The organism is Paucihalobacter ruber (genome assembly GCF_006494535.1).
GTDB classification, from domain to species: domain Bacteria; phylum Bacteroidota; class Bacteroidia; order Flavobacteriales; family Flavobacteriaceae; genus Paucihalobacter; species Paucihalobacter ruber.
The window spans coordinates 512,339-532,989 of the sequence record NZ_VHIQ01000002.1 but is presented as its reverse complement, the minus strand read 5'-3'; the positions used below and the strand labels follow the sequence as shown (position 1 = coordinate 532,989).

The 20,651-nt window shown below is 36.0% G+C and carries 19 protein-coding genes; 5 read left to right on the top strand and 14 right to left on the bottom strand.

The window, feature by feature from the left end:
* The first annotated feature begins 17 nt into the window (after nucleotides 1-17).
* The gene (locus FJ651_RS05955) at nucleotides 18-533 is read left to right on the top strand and encodes a CvpA family protein (protein ID WP_317130880.1); all 516 of its coding nucleotides are present in this window, start codon (nucleotides 18-20) and stop codon (nucleotides 531-533) included.
* On the opposite strand, the gene FJ651_RS05950 is transcribed toward FJ651_RS05955, so the two are convergent.
* Nucleotides 530-1,456 carry a LysR family transcriptional regulator gene (locus FJ651_RS05950; RefSeq protein WP_140989540.1) on the bottom strand — a complete coding sequence of 309 codons (927 nt, stop codon included), beginning with the start codon at nucleotides 1,454-1,456 and terminating at the stop codon, nucleotides 530-532. The genes FJ651_RS05955 and FJ651_RS05950 overlap by 4 nt on opposite strands.
* Nucleotides 1,457-1,543: 87 nt before the next feature.
* On the opposite strand from FJ651_RS05950, the gene FJ651_RS05945 reads away from it, so the two are divergent.
* The gene (locus FJ651_RS05945) at nucleotides 1,544-2,506 is read left to right on the top strand and encodes a sodium-dependent bicarbonate transport family permease (RefSeq protein WP_140989539.1); all 963 of its coding nucleotides are present in this window, start codon (nucleotides 1,544-1,546) and stop codon (nucleotides 2,504-2,506) included.
* On the opposite strand, the gene can is transcribed toward FJ651_RS05945, so the two are convergent.
* From can to FJ651_RS05885, 12 genes are all read right to left on the bottom strand, one after another.
* Nucleotides 2,503-3,144, bottom strand: coding sequence for a carbonate dehydratase (can, locus tag FJ651_RS05940; protein ID WP_140989538.1), 642 nt, complete (start codon nucleotides 3,142-3,144; stop codon nucleotides 2,503-2,505). The two genes, FJ651_RS05945 and can, sit on opposite strands and share 4 nt — an antisense overlap.
* 47 nt (nucleotides 3,145-3,191) lie before the next feature.
* A complete protein-coding gene (locus FJ651_RS05935) occupies nucleotides 3,192-4,754 on the bottom strand; it encodes a SulP family inorganic anion transporter (protein WP_140989537.1) in 1,563 nt (520 codons plus the stop codon).
* 68 nt (nucleotides 4,755-4,822) lie between these two features.
* Nucleotides 4,823-5,119, bottom strand: a complete 297-nt coding sequence (locus FJ651_RS05930; protein ID WP_140989536.1) for a hypothetical protein — start codon at nucleotides 5,117-5,119, stop codon at nucleotides 4,823-4,825.
* Nucleotides 5,120-5,190: 71 nt separating this feature from the next.
* Complete coding sequence (locus FJ651_RS05925; RefSeq protein WP_140989535.1) at nucleotides 5,191-5,967, bottom strand: tetratricopeptide repeat protein; 777 nt, start codon at nucleotides 5,965-5,967, stop codon at nucleotides 5,191-5,193.
* Nucleotide 5,968: 1 nt separating this feature from the next.
* Nucleotides 5,969-7,729 carry a BatD family protein gene (locus FJ651_RS05920; protein ID WP_140989534.1) on the bottom strand — a complete coding sequence of 587 codons (1,761 nt, stop codon included), beginning with the start codon at nucleotides 7,727-7,729 and terminating at the stop codon, nucleotides 5,969-5,971.
* Nucleotides 7,730-7,780: 51 nt separating this feature from the next.
* The gene (locus tag FJ651_RS05915; protein WP_246085315.1) at nucleotides 7,781-8,647 is read right to left on the bottom strand and encodes a tetratricopeptide repeat protein; all 867 of its coding nucleotides are present in this window, start codon (nucleotides 8,645-8,647) and stop codon (nucleotides 7,781-7,783) included.
* A gap of 76 nt (nucleotides 8,648-8,723) precedes the next feature.
* Complete coding sequence (locus FJ651_RS05910) at nucleotides 8,724-9,764, bottom strand: VWA domain-containing protein (RefSeq protein ID WP_140989533.1); 1,041 nt, start codon at nucleotides 9,762-9,764, stop codon at nucleotides 8,724-8,726.
* A 12-nt stretch (nucleotides 9,765-9,776) separates the two neighbouring features.
* A complete protein-coding gene (locus FJ651_RS05905) occupies nucleotides 9,777-10,781 on the bottom strand; it encodes a vWA domain-containing protein (RefSeq protein WP_140989532.1) in 1,005 nt (334 codons plus the stop codon).
* The gene (locus FJ651_RS05900) at nucleotides 10,782-12,446 is read right to left on the bottom strand and encodes a hypothetical protein (RefSeq protein WP_246085314.1); all 1,665 of its coding nucleotides are present in this window, start codon (nucleotides 12,444-12,446) and stop codon (nucleotides 10,782-10,784) included.
* Nucleotides 12,447-12,452: 6 nt separating this feature from the next.
* Nucleotides 12,453-13,319: a DUF58 domain-containing protein gene (locus FJ651_RS05895; RefSeq protein WP_140989531.1), complete on the bottom strand. Its 867-nt coding sequence runs from the start codon at nucleotides 13,317-13,319 to the stop codon at nucleotides 12,453-12,455.
* Nucleotides 13,320-13,513: 194 nt separating this feature from the next.
* Nucleotides 13,514-14,515, bottom strand: coding sequence for an AAA family ATPase (locus tag FJ651_RS05890; RefSeq protein WP_140989530.1), 1,002 nt, complete (start codon nucleotides 14,513-14,515; stop codon nucleotides 13,514-13,516).
* A gap of 194 nt (nucleotides 14,516-14,709) precedes the next feature.
* Entirely contained in the window at nucleotides 14,710-15,522 is an 813-nt protein-coding gene (locus FJ651_RS05885) for a DUF4382 domain-containing protein (RefSeq protein WP_140989529.1), read from the bottom strand.
* Nucleotides 15,523-15,918: 396 nt separating this feature from the next.
* On the opposite strand from FJ651_RS05885, the gene FJ651_RS05880 reads away from it, so the two are divergent.
* The 3 genes from FJ651_RS05880 (at nucleotide 15,919) to FJ651_RS05870 (ending at nucleotide 18,799) form a co-directional block, all read left to right on the top strand.
* The gene (locus FJ651_RS05880) at nucleotides 15,919-16,791 is read left to right on the top strand and encodes an aldo/keto reductase (RefSeq protein WP_140989528.1); all 873 of its coding nucleotides are present in this window, start codon (nucleotides 15,919-15,921) and stop codon (nucleotides 16,789-16,791) included.
* 11 nt (nucleotides 16,792-16,802) lie between these two features.
* On the top strand, nucleotides 16,803-17,558 hold the full coding sequence (locus tag FJ651_RS05875) for an SDR family NAD(P)-dependent oxidoreductase (RefSeq protein ID WP_140989527.1): 756 nt from the start codon (nucleotides 16,803-16,805) through the stop codon (nucleotides 17,556-17,558).
* Between the two features lie 107 nt (nucleotides 17,559-17,665).
* Entirely contained in the window at nucleotides 17,666-18,799 is a 1,134-nt protein-coding gene (locus FJ651_RS05870; protein ID WP_140989526.1) for an ATP-binding protein, read from the top strand.
* Between the two features lie 194 nt (nucleotides 18,800-18,993).
* Here FJ651_RS05870 and amaB read toward each other — a convergent pair whose 3' ends face one another.
* A complete protein-coding gene (amaB, locus tag FJ651_RS05865) occupies nucleotides 18,994-20,547 on the bottom strand; it encodes an L-piperidine-6-carboxylate dehydrogenase (protein ID WP_140989525.1) in 1,554 nt (517 codons plus the stop codon).
* Nucleotides 20,548-20,651 lie beyond the last annotated feature (104 nt).

The following is a 20,651-nucleotide window of genomic DNA, read 5'->3' as shown; positions in this document are numbered from 1 at the left end:
TATATTTACTGAAAATAATGAACATGGCGGTAATTGATATTGTTTTGGGCGTGCTGTTATTATTTGGTTTGGTGCGCGGACTCATGAAAGGGCTTTTTGTTGAAATTGCTTCTTTATTAGCTTTAATTTTTGGTATTTACGGCGCAATTCATTTTAGTAATTACGCTGCAGAATTGCTGTCTTCAAAATTTGACTGGGATGAACAGTATATCAAAATTGCCGCATTTGCCATAACCTTTGTAATCATTGTTCTTGTAATTAGTTTAGTAGGAAAAGCCTTAACCAAACTGGCTGATTTTGCAGCATTGGGTTGGATCAATAAGTTACTTGGTGCCGTGTTTGGGTTGCTTAAAATGGCATTAATATGCAGTGTGATTTTAATTGTTTTAGACCGAATGAATATTGATGTAGCGCCAAACCAAGACGATGAGACTAGCGTGCTATATCAACCGGTTTACAACCTGGCCAATCAACTATTTCCCCAAGTATTGCCAGAACTTGAAGACCTGTTACCTTCTAATGAAGAAGTTTAATACTTTTCCTGCCAGCTAAAATAGCTATGGTAGATGTCCTGCTGATTGTGACGCACGTATGCCAGAAATGCCAATGCTACTGGTGACAAAGTCTTGCTTTGCAACCAAATCAATTTCCATTCTGATATAAGCGGTAAGCCTTTTACCGGTACAATTTTTAAATCTTTTTGTTCGAGCTCGTTTTTAATTCCCAATAAAGACACAATAGAAACACCTATATCCGCTACAACAGCTTGAATAATAGCTTCGTGCGTTGACAATTCTAACTGAATTTTAGGCTTGATGTTTAAGTCTTTAAAAAATTCCTGCATTGTAAATCTGGTTCCTGAACCTTCTTCTCTAAAAATAAGCGGCAAATCGTTTAATTGATTAATGTTGAGTTTAGATTTAGAGATATGCCGGCTATTGTAGGCCGAAACCAAATGCAGTTTATTGCCCATAATGGCTTGTTGATGTACTTTTAAATGTTGCGGACTTACGGTTACCAGCGAAAAATCTACCAAATTATCTTCAAGATCTTTAATAACCTGCGTTTTATTAGAAACATCTAACATTAATTCTACATTAGGATGCTTTTGCAAAAAACCCTTCAAAAAATAAGGCATTACATAATTACCGGTAGACACCACCGAAATACTGAGTTTCCCGGTAAGCAAACCCTTAAAAGCCTCGGTTTTGTAGTTAATTGAAGACACTTGATTAAGTATGTCCTGAGCCACATTGTAAATTTCTTTACCAAACTCGGTGATATAAAGTTGTCTGCCAATCACATCGTATAAAGGTATATCAAATTGATCTTGAAAGTTTTTAAGCTGAATAGATGCCGCAGGTTGCGTCATATTAAGCGCCTCAGCAGCTTTTGTGATGCTCTTAAAATGCGCAACTTCTGAAAAAACCTTGAGTTGGTGTAATGTAAAATTCATAAATATATTTTATACAAGCAATAACAAAGTTAAATAAAAACTTATGATTAAAGGCATTTACATTTGCACGAATTTTAAATGTTTTAAATGAATATCGATATTCTTATTAGCAATATTACCAATCCGGTACTATTGTTCTTTTTATTGGGGATTATTGCAACCGCTTTAAAAAGCGATTTGAAAATTCCTGAAAATTCCTCCAAATTTATATCGCTGTACTTACTGTTTGCCATTGGATTTAAAGGCGGTCAAGAATTGTCGCACAGCGATTTTAACAGTGAAATTTTTAACTCCATCGTGTTTGCCATTGTCTTATCGTCTTTGGTGCCTATTTATACATTTTTTATTCTTAAAAAACGAATCGGCGTGCCTAATGCCGGTGCCATTGCTGCAGCGTATGGTTCTGTAAGTGCCGTAACATTTGTAACGGCAGTATCATTTTTAGAACAACAAAGCATTGATTTTGGTGGACATATGGTAGCCATCATGGCCATTATGGAGGTGCCGGCAATTATTATTGGTGTGATCTTAATAATGCTATTTGACAATGAAAAAAAGAACGATATTTCTATTGGTAGCTTGGTAAAACACTCCTTAACAGGTGGTAGTGTTTTAATGTTATTAGGAAGTTTAATTATTGGTTTAATTGCAGATGCCGAACAAGCCCGAGGTATTGAGCCTTTCACAACCGATATATTTAAAGGATTTTTGTCGTTATTTCTGCTTGAAATGGGAATGGTAACAGCCAAACGCATCAAAGGCTTTAGAAAACACGGGGTGTTCTTGTTTTTATTCGGAATTGTAATACCTATAGTAAACGGAATATTTGTGGCGTATTTTAGCCAGTTTATTATGGAAAGTTCGGGCAATAGATTGTTACTGGCCATTTTAGCAGCCAGTGCATCGTACATTGCAGTACCTGCTACTATGAAATTAGCCGAACCAAGAGCCGATGCCGGTCTTTACATCCCTATGGCTTTGGGTATTACCTTCCCGTTTAATATTACCCTGGGAATGCCTTTATATTTTGCAATAATTGAATTGGGCTAGTCTAAATCTAAAACAAATATATCGTCTAAAGCTTCAGTATTAGACATAGACACCTTTAAATCTTTGATGATACCATTATCTAAACCATAGACCCAACCGTGAATTTTTAAACCTTTATTATTTTTCCATGCCTTTTGAACAATAGAAGTTTTAGCTAAATCCAATACCTGTGCTTTCACATTGAGTTCAACAAGTAAATCCAATCTCTCCTTCTCTGTTTCCAATGCATTTATTTCTTGCCTATATTCTTTATAGACTTCTTTAATATTTCTAATCCATTTATTGATGAGACCTAAATCTTTATTCTGCATAGCAGCTTGTACCCCGCCACAGCCATAATGACCACAAACAATAATATGCTTCACACTCAAATGATTAACCGCGTAATCTAAAACACTTAGCATGTTTAAATCAGTATGCACCACCATATTGGCTATATTTCGATGTACAAATATTTCACCGGGTTTGGTCCCGGTAATTTCGTTGGCAGGCACACGACTATCAGCACAACCTATCCAAAGTACCGGTGGTTTTTGAAGTTTGGATAACTTGTTAAAAAAATCGGCGTCTTCATTAATCTTGCCCTCAGACCACTTCTTGTTGTTGTCGAGTAGTCCTTTATAAAATATATTTGACATGATAATAATATTTAAGTTAGAGTTCTTTATTTAATTTGATTAATACATTATTCCACGGCAATATGCGCTTCGTTCTTTTCAAGTTTCATCAAATCGATAAAACTCGTAGGATTTTCAAAGACACCGCGTTCAGATTTAACCACAATATTTATATTTTTAATCTTGGCATGAATACTAAAATCTTCAAGTATTTCAATAACGTCATAATCTAAGTATTTGGTTTTTCTTATATCTATTTCTATTGCTGAATCTTTCGGAATGTCATTAAGTGCCTGTTGAACTGCTGCTTTATTTAAAAACGTCACCTCTTCAGCAAGTACCATCTTAACTATGTGTTTATCGGCACTTTCCTTCTTGTGTAAAAACATAGAGTTTTGAAAACTCTTTAGCAACACTACAAAAATACCAATGGTTAAACCGGTGAAAATGCCCCAAAGCAAATCTTTTCCAACAATAACCACAACGGTAATTATAAATGGTAAAAACTGCGTCCAACCTCTATCCCAGAACTTTTTAAATAATGCTGGTTTGGCCAATTTGTAACCAACAATTATTAACACCGAAGCTAGTACAGCATTAGGTATATGATTTAATAATATCGGGATTGAAATAACAGCAATTAAAAGTAAAAATCCATGAATTATTGCCGACATTTTTGATTTAGCGTTAGACTGAACGTTTGCAGAGCTTCGCACAATTACCTGAGTAATAGGTAAACCACCTATCAAGCCTGATGCCATATTACCAATACCTTGAGCAAATAACTCTCTATTGGTGGGTGTTATATTCTTTTCAGGGTCTAATTTATCGGTTGCCTCAACACTTAAAAGCGTTTCTAAACTTGCTACCAAAGCTATTGTAAATGCTACTGTATAAATAGCAGGATTGCTCAAATAAGAGAAATCGGGAAAAGATAAAAATCCTGCATACTCCGATAAACTTTCGGCCACCGGAACCCGAACCAATTGACTGCCCGTAATTTCAAGCGATGTATTATCAAATATTAATTTCAAAATTGTACACACCAACACTGCAACAATTGGGCCTTGAACAAGTTTAAAGATTTTGTGTTTAGGCCCTAAAACTTTATCCCAAAGCATGATTATGGCCAACCCAATGGCGCCAATAATGAGAGGCCCAATTGAAATTGATTTGAACATATTGAATAAAGCCACAAAAGTAGAATCTCCATTGGCAGCCGCATCATAACCAAACAAATGCGGGATTTGTTTCAAGATTATAAAGATCCCTATACCTGTTAGCATTCCAACAATCACGCTGTTTGGAAAAAAGTAACCTATAACACCAAACCTGAGTACCCCAAATAAAATTTGAATAACGCCGGCTAAAACAACAGCCAGCAGAAAGGCCTCGAAGCTTCCAAGTTCGGCAATTGCTACTGCCACAATAGCCGCCAACCCTGCTGCAGGGCCCGAAACACCTATTTTTGAACCGCTTAATGTACCTACAATTACACCGCCAATGATACCGGCGATAAGGCCTGAAAGCGGCGGCGCATCTGATGCTAAGGCAATGCCCAAACAAAGTGGTAAGGCTACAAAAAATACTACAATACTGGCAGGAAAATCGTTTTTAAATGTTTTAAACATAACGTAAAATGTGCTCCAAAAAGGAGCAATGATAAAATGATTGAATTAAGATAATAGGTTTGACTGGACTAAAACAAAAATTCGGGAGGTGGAGAAAAGGTTGTTAATAGTATCGTCTCGATATGAAGCTCTTTATAGAAAAGACTGTTGTTACTTGGATTTTTACCTTCAAATGAAAAATAAGCACTAGTTTCTTTAAATATTTGTTTGATATCAATTTTGGAAATGGTTTCTTGTTCTTCTTCACTCATTTGAAAACATACTGAAGTGTCGAGGTCTAAGTTAAAAGCATATACTAGTGTAGGCGTTGCAATAAACGACATAAATACAAAAACCAAAATTACTGAAGACAACTTACTTTTCATTACCTAAACAATAGCTTTGTAAAGATAACATTTGTAATTGAATGCTCAAGCTTTTGTATAATAAATCGGCGTTAAAGCACTTTTATTGTTTCTGAAGGAATCCAGCCTTTTTGGCCGTCGGCTATTTCAATATGACTCCAACCCGATAAATTGTCTATAATTTTTACCTTGGTGCCTTCATGAAGTCTAAAGAGGTTGTTACTACTTGAATTGGGTTCGCTTTTAATATCGATAGATTTTGAAAAAACAATGGCTTCGTCAAATTTATCATCAATGCTTTGCTTTTGAAAAGCCATAAATAAAGAAAACATGGCCACTATAATACCAACAAAACTACCAATAAAAGTGGCGCGTTTAAAATTTGTGTTTGCCGAAAAATAATAGAGCAAAAATAAAACAACAAATACTACTATCGCTGCAACCGCAATTTTAGACCAATTATCAAAGCTAAAAGTATCCACCAAATTACTGTAGATTCTATTAAAACCAACTTGAGGTGTTGCCGCAATTTCATCGATGGTCATATTTTGTGCAAAGCCTAGGTTATTGATAATATCTGTATCGCCGGGTTTAAGCTTTAAGGCTTTTTCGTAATAATAGATACTTGAAGGAATGTTATTAGATTTGTAGTAAGCATTGGCTAGATTAAAATATACTTCGGGAGAGTGTTCTCCATTGCTGATAATTCTTTCGTAATTTTCAATAGCCAATTCAAATTCGCCTTCATTATAATAGTTATTCGCCCCCTCAAATAACTGTGAGTTTTGAGGTTGGTAATTATTAGTATTTAGTAGAAACAAAAATCCTAAAACAATAAAAAAACCGGTATAAATTAACTTTCTAGCCATATTACCTAATTTGTTTATCTATTGCAGATATAGCAGTAGCAGCATTATCGTAATCTTGCTGCATCATAACGTTGGTGACCGGTGCATATCGCGCCAATTCACAACTTTCAAGTACATTCAAAAAGCTGTTTACAGTTTCGTTACTTACTTCTCTTTCTGTTAAGAGCGATTCTATTTTATCTTTAGTAAACTCGCTGGTTTCAATGCCCAATTTTGCCTTTAAATAATTGTGTAAGGCTCTTTCGAGCGCTTCGTAAAATACTTCTTTGTTGCCAAGCGATTTTTTAGCACTTCCGAGGAATTTTTTAGCCAACCTGTCGGCAGCTCGTCGTTTGTTTCCAGATTCGTCAGCAAGATAGGTTTCGCGTCTTCTTCTAAAAACCATGGCCAGGGGAATTGCCAAAAGTGGGGCAATTAATGAAGCCCAGAACACTTTAGATCTAAAAAAATAAGATTTTTCTAGGGGCTCTAATTTGGTTGTGGTTTTGATGTAGGCGAACGCATTACTGGCAACAACGGGTTGTTTTAAATTAGGGGTTGCGGGAGTTGCTGTTATTGGGTTATTAGGATCTTCAAGAACATCTATCAACATTTCATTAGATGTAATTGTTTTATACTGCTCTGTTTTAGGATCGAAATAAGAAAAAGATATACCGGGTATTGGATACTTGCCTTTGAATTGTGGCACAATGGTATAGTTTTCTATTCTTGTACCGTACATGCCGTCTAAGGCCGTATTAACCTGATCATTTTTAACAGGATCGTATACTTCTAATGCACTTGGAAATTTTGGTTTGGGCAACTCAAACAGTTTCAAGTTTCCCTTTCCGGAAACTTCAACAGTCAATTGCAAAGACTCTGTGGCATTCAACTGGTTTTTTGATGTTGAAACCACCAAATCAAAATCGCCCACAGCGCCTGTAAAATTTTCGGGTTTACCTTGCTCAGGCAGAGGCTTTACCTTAATGGTTCTGCCACCTGCGGTAACACGCTGGTTGACCTGAGTCATCATGCGGCCGCCAAAAAAGTCGCGACGGTTGGTGGGTACTTCAACGGTAACATCCAAGCTTAAGGGTTCAATCTTTAATTCGCCCGATTTTTGAGGATACAAGACCGTTTTTCGCAATTCTACAAAGCGATACTCTTCCCCATTAAACTGACCATTTTGAACTGAAATGTTTTTAATTGGAATATTTTGGCTCCAAAAGTCTGAATACTTCGGATTATCGATTTCACGCCAGTTGCTCACGCCTGTTGAAGGCGATACATACAACTTATAAACCACCGTTACAGGCTCGTTTAGATACGGACTTGTTTTTGAAACTTCAGCTACCAAATGAATGTTTTGCGATGCTACATAATCAGGATCATTGGGATCTTTGGGCAATTCTACAGCCGGCGTGACCTCAACATTTACAGGAAAAGTTTTATAAACTTCGCCATCAATTTCAATCACTGCCTGTTTTATGGTGAATTTCCCAACTCTTTTAGGTGCCAGAAAATAAGAATATGTTTTTTTGAAAGATCGCTTACCATTAATCCAGGTATTACTCACCGATGTGTTGGGACCACCAACCACTGTGAAATCTGAAAAATCGGGTGGCACAAAATTGTCACCATCCTGATTCATCTCAAAATCAATACGCAACCGTTCATTAACGCCTAGTTTGTTTTTACTGAGTTTGGCTTCAAACTGCACTTGGGCAGAAATTGAAACCGAAATCAATAGTAAAATAAGTGTTATGTGAGTTTTCAAATTCATAATTCTTCAATCGGCATTACATCTGTTTCTTAGTATAAAGCTTACAACTGTTTACCAATCTTTCTCGTTTTTAACCTTTGCACCTTTTTGTTTTTCGGCATTTATTTTTTCCTGAACCTTTGATTCTTTATCGTTTAAAGCTTCGAGCAAATTTCTTATCTGCTGATTATTTAATGTACCGGGTCTAGGCTTTGGTTGTTCTTGTTGTTTTTCTTGTTGATCTCCTTTATCGTTTTGGTCTTTATCATCTTTAGGCTTACCTTCTTCATCTTCTTTATCGTCACCATCTTTTTTATCTTCATCGCCCTGGTTATTTTGATCATCGTTTTCGTCGCCTTCCTGATCTTTTTTATCCTGGTCTTGTTGCTCCTGATCTTTCTGGTCTTTCTCGTCTTTTTTGTCTTCGCTGTCTTCATCGTCTTTATCGCCCGCATCTTGTTCGTTTTTGGCACATTCTTTAGCCATGGCTAAATTGTAGCGGGTTTCATCATCGGAGGGATTATTTCTCAAAGCATTTTTGTAGGCTTCAACGGCATCTTTGCAGCGTTCATTTTTCATTAAAATATTACCTATATTGTGAAATGCTCTGTGCTTCTCTTCCTTTGAAGTAGCATCGTTAGCTGCTTGTTGATTGCGATAAAGCGATTCTTCTAAATTACCTTCTTTATAATAGCCATATCCCAAATTATATGTGGCCGCAGCCTTGTTGGGTTGTTTCGAAATAGCCTTTCTGTATGCCATTTCTGCCTTTATAAAATCTTCATTGCTTAGGTTTTCATTACCTTCAATTACATATAAACTAGCTTTATTTTGCTTATTTATCAATTCTTTATCTACATCATTTTGAGCACTTAAAACAAAAGGTGCCAACCAAATGATGCATAAGCCAACAAATTTGTTTAAGTTAAATGTGTTCATACAGATCTTTTAAATTTAATTACGAAGTTATAAAACCCTTATTTTTTATTAGTTAAAACTATTTTAAATGTTTGATTTAAATGTTTTCATTAAACAAATTGAGTTTTCTTAACCAGGCTGTTTTTCTTTCTAATAAGAAAATATCAATAAACAATAGTGCAAAACCTATGCCTAAAAACCACTGAAACTGGTCTTTAAAATCGGCTACTTGTTGCGATTCGAATTCGGTTTTTTCAATGTTGTCAAATACTTCTTTTAACGATTCTACCACCGATGCTGTGTTTCTTCCATTGAGATAAATTCCGTTACCACTTGCTGCTATGGCTTTTAAATTCTCTTCATCTAATTTAGTGATAACGGTTTCACCATTCTGATCTGTTTTATAATTGAGAACTACACCATTTCTTTTAATGGGGATTGGTCCGCCTTTAACATCACCAACACCAATGGTGATGATTTTAATACCGTCGTTAACCGCCTTGTTAGCGGCTTCTGCTGCAGAAATCTCACCGTGATCTTCACCATCTGAAATAATAATAAGTACCTTATTGGTTTGTCCGCTGTCGGAAAAATAACCTCTGGAGAGCTCAATAGCTTCGCTTATAGCAGTTCCTTGCGAAGAAATCATATCGGTATTTAAACCTTGTAAAAAAAGTTTCCCCGCGGCGTAATCCGTTGTAATAGGCAGCTGCGGAAATGCCTTACCGGCATAAGCTATAATTCCTATTCTATCGCTAACCAGACTATTGATAATTTGCGATACCAGTTGTCTGGATTTTTCAAGTCTGTTTGGCGCAATATCTTCGGCTAGCATACTTTTTGATACATCAACTGCAAAAACAATATCGATACCTTCGCTTCTTACGGTTTCTAATTTTGTCCCAATTTTAGGATTAATAAGTGCTATAATTATAAAAGCAATAGCAAAAGCAAGTGCCATAAACTTCAGGATAGACTTAAATAAAGACCTGTTAGGACTTAGTTTATCGAGTAATCGGGCTTCGGCAAATTTCTTTTGCCTTTTAGATTTCCAAATAGTAAATAACATGAACACCAAGCCCATTATTGGAATAATGGCAAAGGCGGTAATCCATATTTTTTCTTCGAGTTGAAACATCTAATAATCTTTTTAAATAAAACTTCTAAAAACGGTATGTCTTAATAAAAATTCAAAAATAATCAGGCACAAAGCGGCAATAGCGTAAGGCCTGAATTTTTCTTCATAATTGTAAAATTTGCGTTCTTCAATTTCTGTGGTCTCCAGCTCGTTGATTTCGTCGTAAATATCACTAAGCGATTGGTTATCTGTGGCTCTAAAGTATTTGCCTCCTGTATCGTTGGCAATTTTTGTCAATAGATCATCGTCTATTTCCACCTGAACACGCTCGTAAACAAAGCTCCCGTCTTGTCTAATTGCTACGGGCGATAATGCCATACCATTGGTACCAATACCAACACCATAAACTTTTATTCCAAATTCCAGTGCGAGCTCTGTAGCAATAGTCGGATCTATTTCGCCTGTATTGTTAACCCCATCCGTCAATAAAATAACTACTTTACTTTTTGCATTGCTATCTTTAAGTCTGTTAACTGCTGTTGCCAAACCCATGCCAATAGCTGTTCCGCCTTCAACAATACCTGTATATTTAATATCGGAAATGGCCGATAGAACAATACTCTTATCACTGGTTAGGGGTGTTTTGGTATAGCTCTCGCCTGCGTATTCTACAATACCTATTCGGTCGTTTGGTCGTTGTTTAACAAAATCTGACGCTACCTCTTTTAATGCCTCTAGTCTATTCGGCTTTAAATCTTTGGCCAACATACTGGCCGAGATATCTACAGCAATCATAATATCAATACCTTCGGTTTTCTTCGTTTTTGTACTCACATCAACGGTTTGAGGTCTCGCTAGCGCAATAATTAATAGCCCTAAGGCTGCTAACCTTAATACAAACATTAAATGTCTTAAAACTGGCCAAACCGACTTCGATGTTTTAAAGCCCTTTATAGTTGATATTTTAATTTCGGCTGTTTGCTTTTTGTGTTTAAAAATGTACCAGGCCACAGCAGGCAGCAACAGTAGCAACAACCAAAACATTTCTTTATGTAAAAATTCTATTCCTTCAAACATTTATTCAGATTTTGGTTGCAATTCTTTAGGTTGAAGTTCAATTGATTTAATAATTTTATCGGCAATATCGTCGGCATAGGTATCGTTAGCGCCCCAAACAAGAATGATTTGTTGAATAACCTTATCCTCTGCCGAAAAACTTAGCATCACATATTTACCATCAATAAAATTATTGCTTGATCCTTTTGGCACTTTTAATGTTCCGTACGTTTTTAAACCTTCGGCGCCATTGGGAGTTTTAAACATTTCGTTAAGGGTAATGATATCGGTTATCCCTCTGGCTTCTAATGTTTGCAAACTACCTTCAACAGCAGTACTTAAATCGAAATTCTCTACTTTTTCTTTTAAATTGGTAGTTACCAATGCTATGGTAAATTTATCTTTAAGTTCGTAGCCATAGGAGGTTACCTGCATTTTTTCTTTCAACTCTTCCGGCACCGGTGCATCCATTCGCATTAACACCTGTGGCGTAGAAATTGAGATTGGCGGCATACCGTATTCACTATCAACCCATTCACCTTCAAGAAGTTCTAACGAAGAGTTTTGAAACACCACATCTTTTATGTAAACAAAGCCATACTTTAAGCCTAGGCCTACAATGGTAGCTATCAATAAAAATATAGCGATTGCCGAGGTTATCACTATCTTTTTTCGCTTGGCTTTTTGCTCTTGAGCTTTTCTGTAGGCTTCGTCTAAGAGCTTTTCTTCTTCGGAAGGTTCTGGCAAAAGTTTATTGACTTCGTCAAGAATAAAGTGCGTTTCCTTTAAATCGGCTTCTGCGATGACCATTTCAGGCTGTTGCTTGGCAAACTTGGCTAAATCGGCACGTTTAAAAATGGTGTCGATTTGGGTGATGATTTCTTTTTTAAGCGAAAACTCATTGGCCTCAGAGAGTAATTCTAAACGCTCGATGAGTTGTGCCGTTGTACTTTCAAGTGCTTTATCATAAACCTTTTCATCGATAAAACTTCTGATGATTCTGGTGAGTTCAGAGTAATACTCTTTTGATTTGTCTTCAATAAGATACCTGCTGTTTTCAAGGTTTTTTAGTTCAGCTTTAGCTCTTTCAAATGGTGGTAATTGTGCTATTCTTTCGGCTTCGGTTAGTGGTTTTTTTCGCCATACAAACCAGTAAATTAAAAATGCAATAATAGCCAACGCAGAAAGGATAATAATAATGATTGGCCACCAATTTTTTTGGGGTTTTTGAACTTCTAAAATTGGTTTAATGTCGAAAAGTTTCTGCTTAGTGGTATCTACAAGTACATCTTGTATATACACATAAAGCGAATCTGAGAAAAACGGTTGCTCGTTAATGAGTATTTTTTGCCTTGGTATTTGATACCATCCGGAGTCAAAACTTGTGAGTCCGTATTTTTTGATTAGTTGAAATTTATCGTCCTTTTTTACGGTATCTGTGTTATAAAACTCGATAACTTCAAAGGGTAAAAATGTTTGACTTTCAGGAAAAACGACTTGTTTGGTGGTATCGGTTTCAACTTCAATTTTATAAACCACTTCGCCACCAATCTTAATTCTGGTGGTATCTACCGACGTTCTTACTTGAGCCGACAACTGAAAAGAAGCGAATAAACACAGTGCCAACAAAATAGTGATTTTGTGTCTTAAAGTTACTTTATCAATATGTATAAACAATTGCTTCATAAATAATTAACCTCTTCTTTTAAAATAGCCTAACAACTTGGTAACATAACTTTCATCTACCCGGCAATCAATAGTGCCTGCCCCGGATTTGGCAAAACTATCTTTAAAATAAGCAACGCTGTTATTGTGAAATTTGGCATATTCCAAACGCACTTTTTTTGAACCCGTGTCAACCATCATTAACTCACCGGATTCTTCGTCTACCATTGGAACCAATCCTAAATTTGGGATTTGTTCTTCACGCTCATCGTAAATCCTAATTCCGGTGAGGTCGTGTTTCTTTGCAACGATTTTTAAGGTTTGTTTGTAATTGTCTGCAATAAAATCTGACAGCAAAAATACAATGGCTTTTTTCTTCATCACATTTGACAAAAACTTAAGCGCTTGTTCTATATCGGTTTTTTGACTTTTAGGTTCAAATTCCAGTAATTCTCTGATAATTCGAAGCACGTGATATCTGCCTTTTTTTGGCGGAATGTAAAGTTCTATTTGATCTGAAAATAAAATAAGGCCAATTTTATCATTGTTTTGTGTTGCTGAAAATGCAAGTGTTGCGGCAATTTCGGTAGCAATTTCGTCTTTAAAACTATTTTTTGTTCCGAATAATTTACTTGCCGAAACATCTACCATCAACATCATGGTAAGTTCTCGTTCTTCTTCAAATACTTTAATGTAAGGTTCGTTGTAGCGCGCCGTAACATTCCAGTCAATATTTCTAACATCATCGCCAAACTGGTATTGCCTAACCTCACTAAAAGTCATACCACGCCCTTTGAAGGTAGAGTGATACTCACCACCAAAAATATGATCAGACAAGCGTCTGGTCTTTATTTCTATTTTTCTTACTTTTTTAAGTAGCGATTTGGTATCCATATTCTTATTCCTGCGAAAGCAGGAATCTTTTAATTTTTGATTAAAATGTTTTGTCTAAATTTTGTGAGAATTCAATCAAGAGTTTCTATTCTTCAAATACCTTTTATTAAGTGTTTAATTTAAAAAAACTGAAATAACAAGATTGATTTATAATTTCACCATGAGGTTTCTGCTTTCGCAGGAACTATAATGGGTTAAGGCACTTCAATTTGATTTACAATTTTATTGATGATATCAACAGTAGTGACGTTTTCAGCTTCAGCTTCGTAAGTAATTCCTATTCTATGTCGCAGCACATCGTGAACCACGGCACGCACATCTTCAGGGATTACATAACCACGTCTTCTTATAAAGGCGTAACACTTGGCAGCAGTTGCTAAATTGATGCTACCACGAGGAGACGAACCAAACGATATTAAAGGTTTTAAATCGGGTAAACCATATTTTTCGGGATATCGGGTAGCAAAAATAATATCGAGGATATATTTTTCAATTTTTTCATCCATATAAACCTCTCTTACGGCTTGTTGTGCCTTTAAAATCTGATCGGTTGAAATAACAGGGTTCACAGTGTCGAAAGCACCTTTTAAATTGGCTCTTACAATAAGTTGTTCTTCGTTTAATTTAGGATAATCTATAACTGTTTTCAGCATAAAACGGTCTACCTGAGCTTCGGGTAACGGGTACGTTCCTTCTTGTTCTACCGGGTTTTGTGTTGCCATTACCAGAAAAGGCTTGTCTAATTTAAAGGTTTCGTCGCCAATGGTAACCTGCTTTTCCTGCATGGCCTCCAGTAAAGCCGATTGTACCTTAGCAGGCGCCCGGTTAATCTCATCTGCCAGCACAAAATTTGCGAAAATGGGACCTTTTTTAATTGAAAAGTCGTTTTCTTTGATGTTATAAATTAGGGTTCCCACCACATCGGCCGGTAATAAATCTGGAGTGAACTGAATACGGCTAAAACTACCTTGAACGGCTTGAGCCAACGTATTAATTGCCAGTGTTTTTGCTAAACCGGGAACACCTTCTAATAAAATGTGACCTTGGCCTAATAAGCCAATTAGAAGTCTTTCAACCATGTGCCTTTGCCCCACGATTACTTTATTCATTTCGAATAAAAGTAAATCGATAAAAGCACTTTCTCTTTCAATTTTTTCGTTAATAGCTTTGATGTCTATTGTACTATTTTCTTCCATATATTATCATTTAAATTTAGATAAAGTGTTGACTTAAGTAACAACCGCAAATTGTTAAATTTATTCGTGTTGCGCTGTTAATAATAGGTTAAAAATGACAGCGTGGTATTTAATACAAGTAGGTAGGTTTATTAACTAAAAAAGCTGCCTCAGATTAGAGACAGCTTTTTGAAAATTTAATTTTTAAAATAAAGTTATTCCAGTTCAATTGTTCCTACATTGGATACTTCACCTGCGACGACAATAACATCGTTTAAGGTTTGCTCATTTAATAAAGAGGCTTCATCTGGAGTAAAGGTAAGATTATAGCTTCCCGCCGGTAATCCTGCAATCATAAAATTACCTTGGTCATCTGTAAAAGTTGAGGTTTCCATCATGCCATCGTTAGCTGTTACCAAAACTGCTACATCTGCCGGTAAAACCACCCCTGATATAGTTCCTGAAGAAACTTCTAAGCTGGCACGCATTACAGGTTTTAAAATGATATTACCAGAATTTCCTGCCATTACTATTGATTGATGGGCATCAAAATCTAAAATAAAAGTATAATTAAAATCAGACTCTAATTCCTGATTAATCTGAATTTTTAATCCTGATTGCTGAGCACTAGGTGTCATTAAAGGATAGGTTTGTCCGTCAATTACAATGGTATTGTTATCTCCTAGAACCAACCTAATTTGTTGAAGAGTTCCGGACGGAATATCAAAATTGTCAACCAATAAGAGTTCTACGCCCCCGGTTAATTCTAATAAATCATACACTCCTGAGTTGATTAACTCTAGCGATTGCCATCCCGACTCGTCATCTTGATTTTCATCAGAATTGTTCTGATATTTCACCATCACATCAACAACCTCAACAAAGACATTGTCAAAATCTCCCGGATTGTCCACCAATTTAACAGAAATCCCGGAAGTTCCGCTGGAATTATTACTATCGTTATTACAGCTAAACAAAAAAGCGGCAAAAATTAAAAGTAGAAAGTAGGCTTTTGAAAAATGTTTCATAATATATATGTTTTATTGGGTTTAGTATATATACGTTCAAGAATTTGCCTATGGATGTTTATGCCATCTCATCTAGGTATTATATCTTACTTTAACTTTTGGAATAAAGCCACAATTGCCTTAATGATAAATCTTTCTGTTAATAATTATTCATTTTATTGATTTAAAAAAAATTTAGGCTAAGACAATGTGCAAAATATGTCACTAAGCAAAAGTTCTATTATCAAATTTTATATCTATTCAAAAATTCAAATTGTAATTTATAAAAATTAGATGAAAAAAGAGATAATTTTTTCTTTTGTAAACATCCAAAAGATCTATAATTCTACAAACAATTATGAGTAATTGATTCTTTTTTAAATATTTTTACAAATGAATCACTTATTATACTAAAAAATGCCAAACCCAAGCTATTCAAGATTGATATCGGGAACTATGACCTGGGGTATTTGGGGTAAAAACTTCAATACTTCACAAATGATTAAGATAATTAAACACAGCATTAATCAAGGTATTACCACTTTTGATCACGCCGATATTTACGGTGATTACACCACCGAAGCTGATTTTGGAAAAGCATTCAAGGAAAGTGGGATAAAACGGGATGCAATTCAATTGATTTCTAAATGTGGGATTCAATTAATTGGCAACAGTCGCCCGAACAAAGTAAAGCATTACAATTACTCTAAAGACTATATTCTACAATCGGTTGAAGATAGTTTAAACAAGCTTCAAACCAACTATTTAGATGTTTTGTTGATTCATCGTCCGAGTCCGTTAATGTGCCCCAAAACCATTGCAGATGCAGTAAATCAACTAAAAAAAGAAGGTAAAATAAAGCAGTTTGGGGTGTCTAATTTTACCGTATCACAAATGACAATGCTTTCAAGCTATATCGAAATCAGTGCTAATCAAATTGAGTGTTCGTTGATGCATCCAGAGGCAATGTTCAACGGAGTTTTAGACTATGCTATTACCAACAAACAAATATCCATGGCTTGGTCGCCATTGGGTCACTTTTATAAAGAAAAGAGCGAACAAACAAAACTTATAACTCAATCACTACAGCAATTGAGCAAAAAATATGAGGCTACAACAGACCAGTTGTTATTAGCATGGTTATTAAAACACCCTGCAAAAATTCACCCGGTAATTGGCACAGGAAATTTTGAACGTATTTCGCAGAGTGCCAAAAGCGTTGAAATTGATTTAGAATTACAAGACTGGTTTATGCTGCTTGAAGCTTCGAAAGGACATGAAATCCCATAAATTGATTAATAATGAAAAATAAAACTGTATTAATAACCGGCGCCACCAGTGGAATTGGAAAAGCCACTGCTTATTTGCTAGCCCAATCAGGAATGCGCTTAATTCTATGCGGAAGAAGACAAAGTAGATTAGAAACTATAGAATCTGAACTTTCTAAATTCACAGATATTCACACCTTAACTTTTGATGTGAGAGATAAAGCCGCATGTTTTGAGGCAATTGAAAGTCTCCCTGACAATTTCAAAACAATTGATGTACTCATTAATAACGCCGGAAACGCCCATGGTTTAGACCCAATAGAAACAGGCAGTATTGAAGATTGGGATGCCATGATGGACATTAACGTAAAAGGACTGTTGTATGTAAGCAAGGCTGTAATTCCGGGAATGGTAAACAGACAAAGTGGGCATATCATTAACATTGGCTCTTCGGCTGGAAAAGAAGTGTATCCAAAAGGCAATGTGTATTGTGCCAGTAAACACGCTGTTTTAGCCATAACCGAAGGGATGCGTATTGATTTAAATGAATACGGAATAAAAGTGGCTGCAGTCAATCCCGGTTTAGTAGAAACCGAATTTTCGAAAGTGCGATTTAAAGGCGATGCCATAGCAGATAACGTTTATAAAGGTTACAAAGCATTGCAGGCCTCAGACATAGCCGAAATTATTGGGTTTATCATTAGCAGACCTGCACATGTTAATATTGCCGATTTGTTGGTGTTTCCAACAGCACAGGCTAATTCAATCACGATTAAGAAAACCTTGTAAAAAAAATAATAGTTTAATGCTTTTCTGCCTAGTTTAAATAAGGAATTTTTCATCGAATGGAGTTTTGAAATATGAACTAAAAGATTCCCGCTTTTGCGGGAAATATTATGATTAACAAACGCTTACTTATTAAAAATTTGTTGGCTCACAATGATGAGAACAGTTTTTATGACAAAAAGCGAAAAATTGATATTGGTTATAAGGAAGGTAAAGCCAAGTTCTTAAAGCATATTTGTGCGCTTTCTAACAGCAACCCAAAAAACAACTCATACATAGTTATAGGTGTACAAGACGAAGACAATAAAATTGTAGGCGTCGATTTCTTTGACGATAGTAAAATTCAAAACCTCATCAATGCCTATTTAACCAATCCGCCAATTGTACAATACGAAAATATTCCGTTTCCCCATCTGCCGGATGATAAAGTAATAGGTTTGGTTACCATCAGACCTATGGAAAAATTGACGGCACTGCGTAAAAACATCTGGAAATACTATGGTGGTTCGGTATTTTTTAGAGATGGTAGTATGAGTATGCCAAAAATCTTCGATATTACGGTTGAAGACCATAATTCGGCTATTGTTCAAGCCATAGAAAACCATGCACAAAACAATATTGAATACACCTTAAAAGGCGTGCTGTCTTTTATGAAAAAAAGATCCGACTTCAATCCACAATACAAGGTGTTTAAAGAATATTTCGTGCTGTGTTGGGCAGGTCAAAAAAAAGTGGTAAAAGACGAAGTTTTTTATTCCAGAGTAGATATCGAACTGGTTAATGAACAGGTGCGATTATTCTATTCTACTTTTGATGAAGTAGCTATAGGTTACGATGATGATTCCTTTAAAATTCTTGAATATGTGAATTTGGGATTGCACAATACCAACAAGTATTACCCATTAGAAGAGACTGTGATTAGCTTCCAGCCTAATGCCAACTACAATATTGAAAGTAAGTTAGTTTTTGAAGCGCCGCAGTTTGATAAAAAAGTGCTGCATCACATTTACAATGCTAATAATAAAATTTTAGAGAAGCTAAAGAAAGGGCTTCACCTTAATAAAAACGAAGATCACGATTTAAAAAACTTACCGGCAACCTACCTGATTTGTTATTTAAATTTGTTTCACGAAGCTGTTGATAAACTCAATGAAGCCAAACCACATTTAAAAAACTATAGCGAGGAGATTTATAATATCTATAAAGAAACTATCCGGATTTTAAGGAAGATCAAGTATAGCTAAGTTAAAAACTGTACCATTCATGTAAAAAATACTACTACTCATAAAAAAAGTAATTTTCAGGTGGTACTTTCATGTACCTTTGGAGCGCTATTAATCAATTACTATAAAATCTTGTTGTGCGCCGTCCTACCGGTTAGCTATAGCAAGATTTTTTTATCTCCAATATTAGCGAAAAATAATTATTCTCTTAAAGACTACAAATCAAACTTTATCCCTTGCGCTAAAGGTAACTCTGTGGTATAATTAATGGTATTGGTTTGTCTCCGCATATAAATTTTCCAGGCATCGCTGCCAGATTCTCTTCCGCCTCCGGTTTCTTTTTCCCCTCCAAAAGCGCCACCTATTTCGGCTCCTGAAGTGCCAATATTAACGTTGGCAATACCACAATCGCTTCCGGCATGCGATAGAAAACGTTCGGCTTCCCGTAAATTGTTCGTCATAATTGCCGATGACAAACCTTGTACAACGCCATTTTGTAAGGCAATGGCATTATCAACTTCACCCGAATATTTAATTACATACAAAATTGGTGCAAAGGTTTCGTGCTGTACAATTTTAAAATCGTTTTTGGCTTCGGCAATAGCCGGCTTTACATAACAACCGCTTTCAAAACCATCACCGTTAAGTACGCCACCTTCTACTAAAATATTTCCACCTTCAGTTTTTACCTGTTCAAGTGCGTCAAGATATAATTTAACGGCATCTGTATCGATTAATGGACCTACATGATTGTTTTGATCTAATGGGTTTCCAATGCGCAACTGTTTGTAAGCATCTACAATAGCATTAACCACTGTGTCGTAAATACTTTCGTGAATTATTAATCGGCGTGTTGATGTACAGCGTTGTCCACAAGTACCAACAGCACCAAAAACAGCACCAATAACAGTCATTTTAACATCGGCATCGGGCGTCACAATAATGGCATTGTTGCCGCCAAGTTCTAAAAGAGACTTACCCAATCTCCCTGCAACTTCTTTAGCCACAATTTTACCCATACGGATAGATCCTGTGGCTGATATCAAAGGAATGCGTACATCTTTAGTCATCATTTCACCAACGCGGTAGTCGCCGTTGATTAAGCAGGAAATTCCTTCGGGTAGATTGTTTTCTTTTAAAACGTCTGCAATTATTTTTTGGCAGGCCACACCACAAAGTGGCGTTTTTTCGCTGGGTTTCCAAACACATACATCACCACAAATCCATGCCAAGGCGGTATTCCAAGCCCATACCGCTACCGGGAAATTAAAAGCCGAAATAATACCTACCACCCCAAGCGGATGATACTGTTCGTACATTCTGTGTCCGGGACGTTCGCTGTGCATGGTAAATCCGTGCAATTGTCTGGATAGGCCAACAGCAAAATCGCATATGTCAATCATTTCCTGAACTTCCCCCAAGCCTTCCTGATAGCTTTTACCCATTTCATAAGACACTAATTTACCAAGTGGTTCTTTTAATTCTCGTAGTTTTTGCCCGAACTGCCTTACTATTTCACCACGTTGCGGTGCGGGTTTTAAGCGCCAGTCCAAAAACGCTGAAGTAGCCGCTTGCATCACTTTTTCATAATCTTCTTTAGAAGTGGTTTTTACTTTAGCAATTATAGCGCCATCAACCGGTGAGTTACTGGTAATTTCTTCTCCGTTTGAAAACCAATTGGACCCTGTTGAGGTACCATTGTTAACCGCTAAAATACCAAGTTTATTTAAAGTTTCCTGAATTTGAAAGTTTGAAGCAACTGCTTGCATAGGTAATCTGTTTTAAGTTAATGTTGTAGCCACAAAGGTACTAAATTCTAAACGGCTTAAATTGAAAATTCATAATAAAGTAGTAACTTTCACCTGCTAATTAA

Bases quoted from the DNA above. Each gene is read 5' to 3' on its own strand.
- FJ651_RS05900 (WP_246085314.1), bottom strand. From the start codon at position 12,446: ATGAAGCAATTGTTTATACATATTGATAAAGTAACTTTAAGACACAAA.
- FJ651_RS05875 (WP_140989527.1), top strand. From the start codon at position 16,803: ATGAAAAATAAAACTGTATTAATAACCGGCGCCACCAGTGGAATTGGA.
- FJ651_RS05895 (WP_140989531.1), bottom strand. From the start codon at position 13,319: ATGGATACCAAATCGCTACTTAAAAAAGTAAGAAAAATAGAAATAAAG.
- FJ651_RS05945 (WP_140989539.1), top strand. From the start codon at position 1,544: ATGAATATCGATATTCTTATTAGCAATATTACCAATCCGGTACTATTG.
- FJ651_RS05890 (WP_140989530.1), bottom strand. From the start codon at position 14,515: ATGGAAGAAAATAGTACAATAGACATCAAAGCTATTAACGAAAAAATT.
- FJ651_RS05955 (WP_317130880.1), top strand. From the start codon at position 18: ATGAACATGGCGGTAATTGATATTGTTTTGGGCGTGCTGTTATTATTT.
- can (WP_140989538.1), bottom strand. From the start codon at position 3,144: ATGTCAAATATATTTTATAAAGGACTACTCGACAACAACAAGAAGTGG.
- FJ651_RS05925 (WP_140989535.1), bottom strand. From the start codon at position 5,967: ATGGCTAGAAAGTTAATTTATACCGGTTTTTTTATTGTTTTAGGATTT.
- FJ651_RS05935 (WP_140989537.1), bottom strand. From the start codon at position 4,754: ATGTTTAAAACATTTAAAAACGATTTTCCTGCCAGTATTGTAGTATTT.
- FJ651_RS05885 (WP_140989529.1), bottom strand. From the start codon at position 15,522: ATGAAACATTTTTCAAAAGCCTACTTTCTACTTTTAATTTTTGCCGCT.
- FJ651_RS05950 (WP_140989540.1), bottom strand. From the start codon at position 1,456: ATGAATTTTACATTACACCAACTCAAGGTTTTTTCAGAAGTTGCGCAT.
- FJ651_RS05920 (WP_140989534.1), bottom strand. From the start codon at position 7,729: ATGAATTTGAAAACTCACATAACACTTATTTTACTATTGATTTCGGTT.
- FJ651_RS05905 (WP_140989532.1), bottom strand. From the start codon at position 10,781: ATGTTTGAAGGAATAGAATTTTTACATAAAGAAATGTTTTGGTTGTTG.
- FJ651_RS05910 (WP_140989533.1), bottom strand. From the start codon at position 9,764: ATGTTTCAACTCGAAGAAAAAATATGGATTACCGCCTTTGCCATTATT.
- FJ651_RS05880 (WP_140989528.1), top strand. From the start codon at position 15,919: ATGCCAAACCCAAGCTATTCAAGATTGATATCGGGAACTATGACCTGG.
- FJ651_RS05930 (WP_140989536.1), bottom strand. From the start codon at position 5,119: ATGAAAAGTAAGTTGTCTTCAGTAATTTTGGTTTTTGTATTTATGTCG.
- amaB (WP_140989525.1), bottom strand. From the start codon at position 20,547: ATGCAAGCAGTTGCTTCAAACTTTCAAATTCAGGAAACTTTAAATAAA.
- FJ651_RS05870 (WP_140989526.1), top strand. From the start codon at position 17,666: ATGATTAACAAACGCTTACTTATTAAAAATTTGTTGGCTCACAATGAT.
- FJ651_RS05915 (WP_246085315.1), bottom strand. From the start codon at position 8,647: ATGAACACATTTAACTTAAACAAATTTGTTGGCTTATGCATCATTTGG.